The organism is Longibacter sp., assembly GCF_051155795.1.
Lineage (GTDB): Bacteria > Bacteroidota > Rhodothermia > Rhodothermales > Salinibacteraceae > Longibacter.
On sequence record NZ_DAXETW010000009.1, the window covers coordinates 21,932 to 28,279 of the forward strand.

General features: G+C 63.2%; 5 protein-coding genes and 1 other RNA gene. 5 read left to right on the forward strand and 1 reads right to left on the reverse strand.

The window, feature by feature from the left end:
- Nucleotides 1-84: 84 nt before the first annotated feature.
- Nucleotides 85-184: signal recognition particle sRNA small type (ffs, locus tag ACFCU0_RS01750), an RNA gene on the reverse strand.
- Between the two features lie 189 nt (nucleotides 185-373).
- Here ffs and ACFCU0_RS01755 point away from each other — a divergent pair.
- The 5 genes from ACFCU0_RS01755 to ACFCU0_RS01775 all read left to right on the forward strand — a co-directional run bounded on the left by ACFCU0_RS01755 (nucleotide 374) and on the right by ACFCU0_RS01775 (nucleotide 6,332).
- Complete coding sequence (locus ACFCU0_RS01755) at nucleotides 374-559, forward strand: hypothetical protein (protein WP_434971936.1); 186 nt, start codon at nucleotides 374-376, stop codon at nucleotides 557-559.
- A gap of 182 nt (nucleotides 560-741) precedes the next feature.
- A complete protein-coding gene (locus ACFCU0_RS01760) occupies nucleotides 742-3,069 on the forward strand; it encodes a TonB-dependent receptor (protein ID WP_434971937.1) in 2,328 nt (775 codons plus the stop codon).
- 160 nt (nucleotides 3,070-3,229) lie between these two features.
- A complete protein-coding gene (locus ACFCU0_RS01765) occupies nucleotides 3,230-4,099 on the forward strand; it encodes a DUF4249 family protein (protein ID WP_434971938.1) in 870 nt (289 codons plus the stop codon).
- 654 nt (nucleotides 4,100-4,753) lie between these two features.
- The gene (locus ACFCU0_RS01770) at nucleotides 4,754-5,443 is read left to right on the forward strand and encodes an SDR family oxidoreductase (RefSeq protein WP_434971939.1); all 690 of its coding nucleotides are present in this window, start codon (nucleotides 4,754-4,756) and stop codon (nucleotides 5,441-5,443) included.
- Between the two features lie 307 nt (nucleotides 5,444-5,750).
- Nucleotides 5,751-6,332, forward strand: coding sequence for a luciferase family protein (locus ACFCU0_RS01775; RefSeq protein WP_434971940.1), 582 nt, complete (start codon nucleotides 5,751-5,753; stop codon nucleotides 6,330-6,332).
- Nucleotides 6,333-6,348 lie beyond the last annotated feature (16 nt).

Genomic DNA, 6,348 nt, shown 5'->3' on the forward strand with positions numbered 1-6,348 from the left:
CGGAGATGCAGCGAAGCCGGCTGACTTCCGGATGGTCGGAGACCATAAAAAGCAGTGCCCACAACAAACCGCTACCGCATAAAAAAAGGGCAAGCTACCCACATCGCGCCGCTGCGACCTCCTACCGCTGCTGCCTTCCGGCCCTGACGGAGTTCAGAGGGAGCTGGCCGTGTGGGACTTGCCCTACTCGGTGCGGGGAATCCCCGCGCAAGTTGTGTAGACTACAACATGACCGGCAAGATCGAGTTCCAGCGGGAAACGACCCTTCGGTGCGCAGATCGGCATTCATGGAAAGTCGAAAATGTGCCGGCATCGCGCCCGTAGGGACCGCGAGTCCACCGTCCACTTCCTTTCAGAAAACGACGTAGGAGCAATGTCCGACTTGACGCTTCCCCGCGAGACCTACGACCGCATCAAATCCGAAATCGAAAGCGCCGACAGCCCCGTCGGCATCGATGCCGAAAAGGCGCACGTCATCATCATTCACAAGCTGATGGCGATTGAGCGGCGCCTCGACGCACTCGAGGAGGCGGCTGATTCGAGGCCGGATCCCCGCTGACCGGCGCTACGGGCCGGGAAACGATTTTTTCACGGGAGGAGAGTACCCATCGTTGAGGTCATGCGTCCTGTTCACGGGTACAGGAACTGCTATTCGCACCTCCCCGTGGATCGCCCGGGCCTTCGATACCGGCCCGGCCATCCGCCTCCATCGAATTGCCGTACCATTTCTTCGGCCCTGTGATGCCTTCCTTTTCTCATCTTGCGGTGATCCTCGTCATGCTCGGCTCCTTGCTCGGCGGGATGCCGTCTCTTGCGCAGGACGACGGATCTGCGTCGGATCCAGCACGAATCAGCGGGTACGTCCGAGACGCAGAAACCGGTGAGACGCTACTTCTCGCGAACGTTGTGGCTCTATCGGGCGACGTGACGCGCGGGGCGGCGACGAACAATGCCGGCTACTACACGATTGCCGGGCTGGCGCCCGGGACGTACACGGTGCGGGTCACGTTTCTCGGCTTCGAACCGATGGAGCAGGAGGTGACGCTGGAAGCCGGAGAGGACCGACGCCTGGATGTGGAACTGTCCCCCGCGACCACGGAGGTAGACGAGGTTGTCGTTGAGGCCGAGCGAGACGCCGCTGAGGCGCGCGCGATCGGAGCAAACCGGGTGGAGACGGCGCTGATCAAGCAACTCCCCGCCGTCCTGGAGCCGGACCTCTTCCGCTCCCTGCAGCTTCTTCCCGGGGTAAAGGCGGCGTCGGATTTCTCCAGCGGGCTGTACATTCGCGGCGGCTCGCCGGACCAGACGTTGATCCTGCTCGACCGGACAACGGTTTACAACCCGACGCACTTCTTCGGCCTCTTCTCCACGTTCAACCCGGACGCGATCAAGGACGTCCAGCTCTACAAGGGCGGGTACCCGGCTGAGTACGGGGGACGCCTCGGGAGCGTGGTCGACATCTACAATAAGGACGGAAATCGGCGCGAGACGCAGGGCGGCTTTTCCGTCGGGCTTCTGGCATCCCGGGCCTACGTCGAGGGGCCGTACGGCCGGTCGTGGGGGGATGACGGAGAGGAACGCGGGTCGTACATGGTCGCCCTGCGGCGTTCCACACTCGAGCCGCTCCTTGCGGTGCTCCGTAGTCAGGACGTGGACGGGATCCCCGACGGGTTCTTCTTCTACGACCTGAACGCAAAGATCAACCTCGACGCCACGCCGAACGACAAGCTCAGCCTGGCGGTCTACGGCGGACAGGACGTGCTCGACCTGCAGTTCCTCGACGACGGCCGCTTCGACATCTCCTACGGAAACCAGACCGCGAGTCTCGACTGGCAACACCTGCTCTCGGAAACGGTGTTCACGAATCTGACGCTCACCGGTTCGCGCTACCTGTCGACGCCCATCGCCACGATCAGCAGCACGCGTTTCAGCCAGCGTAATGAGGTGACGGACGTGTCGCTCAAAGGCGACGTCGAATGGGTCCCGACGCGCGCCCACACACTGAAGGGCGGCATCTGGGCAGGAGCGCTCTCGTTCGGTCTGCGCAACACGTTCGACGGGGAGGAGACGTTCGAGCAGGAGCTGTCCAGCGGCTATGCGTCCGCGTACATTCAGGATACCTACCGGCCGCACGACGACTGGGAGGTGCGGGCCGGGCTCCGATCGTCCTATTTTGATCGAGGAAAGTACTGGCGCCTCGAACCGAGGGTGTCGGTCGATTACACCGTTGCCGAGGGCGTGCGATTGCAGACAGCCTACGGTCGGTATCACCAGTACCTGACCCTGGAGACGTCGGAGCTTTTCACCGGCTTCGACTCGTGGCTCACCACCGATGACGGTGTCCCTCCCTCCTACGGCGATCAGTTCGTCGTGGGGGTGAAAACCGAGCCGTGGGCGGGCTGGCGCGTCGACATCGAGGGATACTACCGCACGATGCGCGACCTCTTTGAGCTTGACCCCTTTCTCCCGGACCGCGCGGGATTGCCCTACGAGGAGACGTTCCGCTTCGGCGACGGGTTCGCGTTTGGCGGCGAAGTCCTCGTTCAGCGATCGGCGGGTGCCGTCAACGGCTTCGTGGGCTATACGCTGAGCCGCACTGCGCGCCGCTTCCCGCTTGTGAACGTCGGGCCGAACGGCCCGCTCTACTACGCGCCGAAGTTCGACCGCACCCACGACCTTAACATCGTGGCGAATTACGACCTTACGGAGAAATGGCGGATGACGGCAGCGTTCAACTACGCGACCGGACAGCCTTACACCGAGCCGACCTTTCGCTTCAGTACCGTCAACGACCCCTTTATCAGCGACTCGCAGACGCGCGAGACGTTTATCAGTCCCTTCAACGGTGAGCGTCTGCCGGCCTACCACCGCCTCGACGTGGGGGCCACCCGGCGGGGGACGTGGTTCGGGGCCGACTTCGAGCTGCAGCTGCAGGTGATCAACCTCTATGGGCGAAGCAACATCTGGTTCTACTTCTTCGAGACCAACGACGACGGCACGGTCGAACGCACGGAGGTCCCGCAGATCCCGGTGCCGCTCCCTAATATCTCGTTTACGATGACCTTTTGACGTGAACGAAATTCGACGTATGAAGGTCGAAGTGCAGAATGTACATACTGAATTGCGGATGTCGGATTTGGAAAGGAGATCCGCTGGAATGAACAGGAGTCGATTGATCATGACGATAATGAAGCTGCGCCCTGCTTTACTTTTACTTCTCGCCTTGACCGTGGCCGTGTTTTCGGCGTGTGATGCCATCGACACGGCCAGCGTGGAGCAGCAGCCGGTGGCAGAGGCCTACCTGGAGGCAGGGAAAGATCTTCCGGAGGTTGTGCTTTCCCGGACGGCACCGATCGACGCCGGACCGGGCGGGCAGCAGGGAATTCGCGACGCCGACGTGTTCATCGACCGGCTCGGCTCGGACGGGAGCGTGGTGCAGACCGTGCCGTACCGCACAACCGATACGATCGGTTTCTACGTACCCGACAGCCCGGCTCCGACGGTGCAGGGGGGCACGACGTACCGCCTCCGTGCGGAGCTTCCAGAGGGGGGCTCGATCCGGGCCGTAACCACGGTGCCGACGGCCATTCAACTTGTCGCGTCGGAGAATACCGATGCCACCTTCCAGAGCCCGGTCCAGCCATCCTTTACCGTGACGCGCGCGGAGGTGAAGGATGCACCGGTCGTCCTTCTGTTCACGACGACCTCGCAACTCGACTTCGAGGCGCTGTCGGAGGACGAGCTGATCGCCGAGTTCACCCCGTTCTATGCTGATGCCTACGACCCAGACGAAGACGACATTGAGGACTTCAAGGTCACGCAGTCGCCCATCTTGAATGAGGCCAACTACGACGACAACGGGGACGGCACCATTACGATCGACTTCCCGTGGATTGCCGTCGCTTTTTTCGGGGGAAATGAGGTGGCTGTGTCGGTCCTGGACCGCGCGCTCTACGACTACCTCCGCACGCAGGAAGCGCAGCAGGGCGGCCTCTCTCCCGGCGAGATCCCGAATATCGTCGACAACATCGAGGGCGGCACCGGGATCTTTGGCAGCTACGCCCGCGCCTCCGCGTCGATCAATGTGCAGCGGCCGTGAGGACGGGGGATGTGTATGTCTGTATGAGGGTGTCTTCGTGGGGCTGGCATGTGGCCTTGGTCCAGGCTGGCGTACGTCTGAACGAGCCATATCCCGGCCTTGCGCAGTCCGGCGCATCAGGCGGCGAAGGGAGGACGCGATCCGAACGATGTGTTGTTTGAGCGATCTCAGATCGCGAGTCGCCAGGATGACCCTCCGGGCCCTTCCACGTCATTCCGCGACGCGAGCACAGCGAGCTAGTACCGGTTGGTGCGACGCGAGCACAGCGAGGTAGCACCCGTGGTGATTTTTGCGTCTCGTTTTTTGCCCAGTCAAAAAATGAGACAAAGGACAGGCGTGCAGTCATGGTGCTCCGCACCCACCAACCCGCCGTCACGGACGAGATGCCAGATCGGGGTCCGGCACGAGGTGGCCCGCATCGCGGACGGCGGAAATCTGCCCGTCGATGGAGCACGGGTGTGCACTGGAGTGGACGGTCCGCTCCGTCACCGTCCGCGCGACCGGACGCGACCGGAAGTAGGGGGGGGCGTTTCGGGATGGAAAGGGTTCGGGGCATTTCGACGCACCGACGTAACATGAAGCCCTTGACGGACCGTCCGGGGCTCGGTACGTTAGCGATACTCACTGGCCTTCCTTCCCCAGACGCCACCGCCCATGCCTACCGTCGCCATCACCGGTGCCGCCGGTGCTATCGGATCCGTCACCGCCGACGTGTTTTCCGAGGCCGGGTGGACCCTTGCGCTGTTCGACTACGGGGACGAGAACGGACAGGCGCTGCGTGAGCAGTTCCCCGATGCGCACGTATACACCGGCGACCTGACAAACGCGTCCGAGGCGAAGAACACCTTCGACGCGGCGGCCGCCGATGCGGACGGGCTCGACGCTGTTCTCTCGATTGCCGGCGGCTTTTCCATGCAATCGGCCATGGACGCGACGCAGGAAGACGCAGACAAAATGATGGATCTGAACTTCCAGACCCTCTTCCAGACGGCCAGAGCGGCGATTCCGCACCTGTTGGACCGGGAGCACGGTTTCTTCCTCGGCGTCTCCGCGCCGGCAGCAGAGGAAGGCGGGGCCGGCGCCGCGCTGTACGCCGCATCGAAGGGGGCCGTGGCGGCCTACGTGAAGTCCCTCGACCAGGAGTATGCAGAGGACGGCCTGCGGGCGAGCGTGCTGTACCCGATGGGCGTCGTCGATACCCCGGACAATCGCGACGCTATGCCGGAGGGCGACCCCGAAACATGGATCGCCCCCCGGGAACTTGCGGACGGCATGCTCCACCTCGCCACGCGGAGCCGCCGCGGGCACATCAAGACGCTGAAGGTTCATGCATCGGCGTCGTGATCGCGTCCTCTATCGCCCCCAGCGCCGGTAACGATGGGGTTTTCGGCATCTCCGTGCGGAAAGACGGCACGACCCTTGCCCTTTTTTCACACGAACACGGGAGCGAAAGCGACACCCTGTAGGATGCACATGCCACCTGCGACGTCGCCATTTGCAGCACGCGCTCCTGTGTATGCATCCCGAATCTGGTGTTGAAGGGGTGCCCCGTTCGACATGCACCGCCGTCGGTCTCACGCCAATTGGCCGGCCCCACGGGCGGACGGGTGATCGTCTCCGGCGTTTCTCATCTGACTCAAGAGGTGCCGCCATGACTTGCGACGTGACGTGCCCCCCCGCCGAACGGATTGACGCTGATGCGACGGCGTCCTCCCCTGGCTCCCTGGTCGACATCGATTCCCGCACGCTGACGCTGCGTGCCGTGCTCCCTCCGGGCAAGCGAGACCCTCTTGCCCTCGTTCCACCGTCGGTAGCCACCACGCATCTCGTCCAGGCCGTTGCCGGATGGGAGGACGTGACCCTGGCACCGCACGAGCAGAGCGCTGTCGTATTCGAGCGCGCGGGGAAAGAAGTTGGCCATATCCGGCCCGACGGATTTCTGGCGGTTCCCCTGCCCGCCTCCATCCGGGAGGCGTTGCTCACCATCCCTACGTCCATTCTGCTATCCAGCGATGATGCGGGCGCCGTCACCCTCCAGATGGACACAGCCGATGACGTGCAGTGCGGCGCGTTCCTCCTGCGCCTGTCTTACACGTACCGTTCGGTGGTCGCCTGCAAAACCTCTCGAGAACTGGCCGCACTGCAGGTCGACGTCGCTACTCTCGAGCTGTCGGGACCGCTTCAAGACCTGTATGACGACGCGCTCGCCCGGCGTGCAGCAACGCTCGGCTAATACGCTCTCCGCCTGT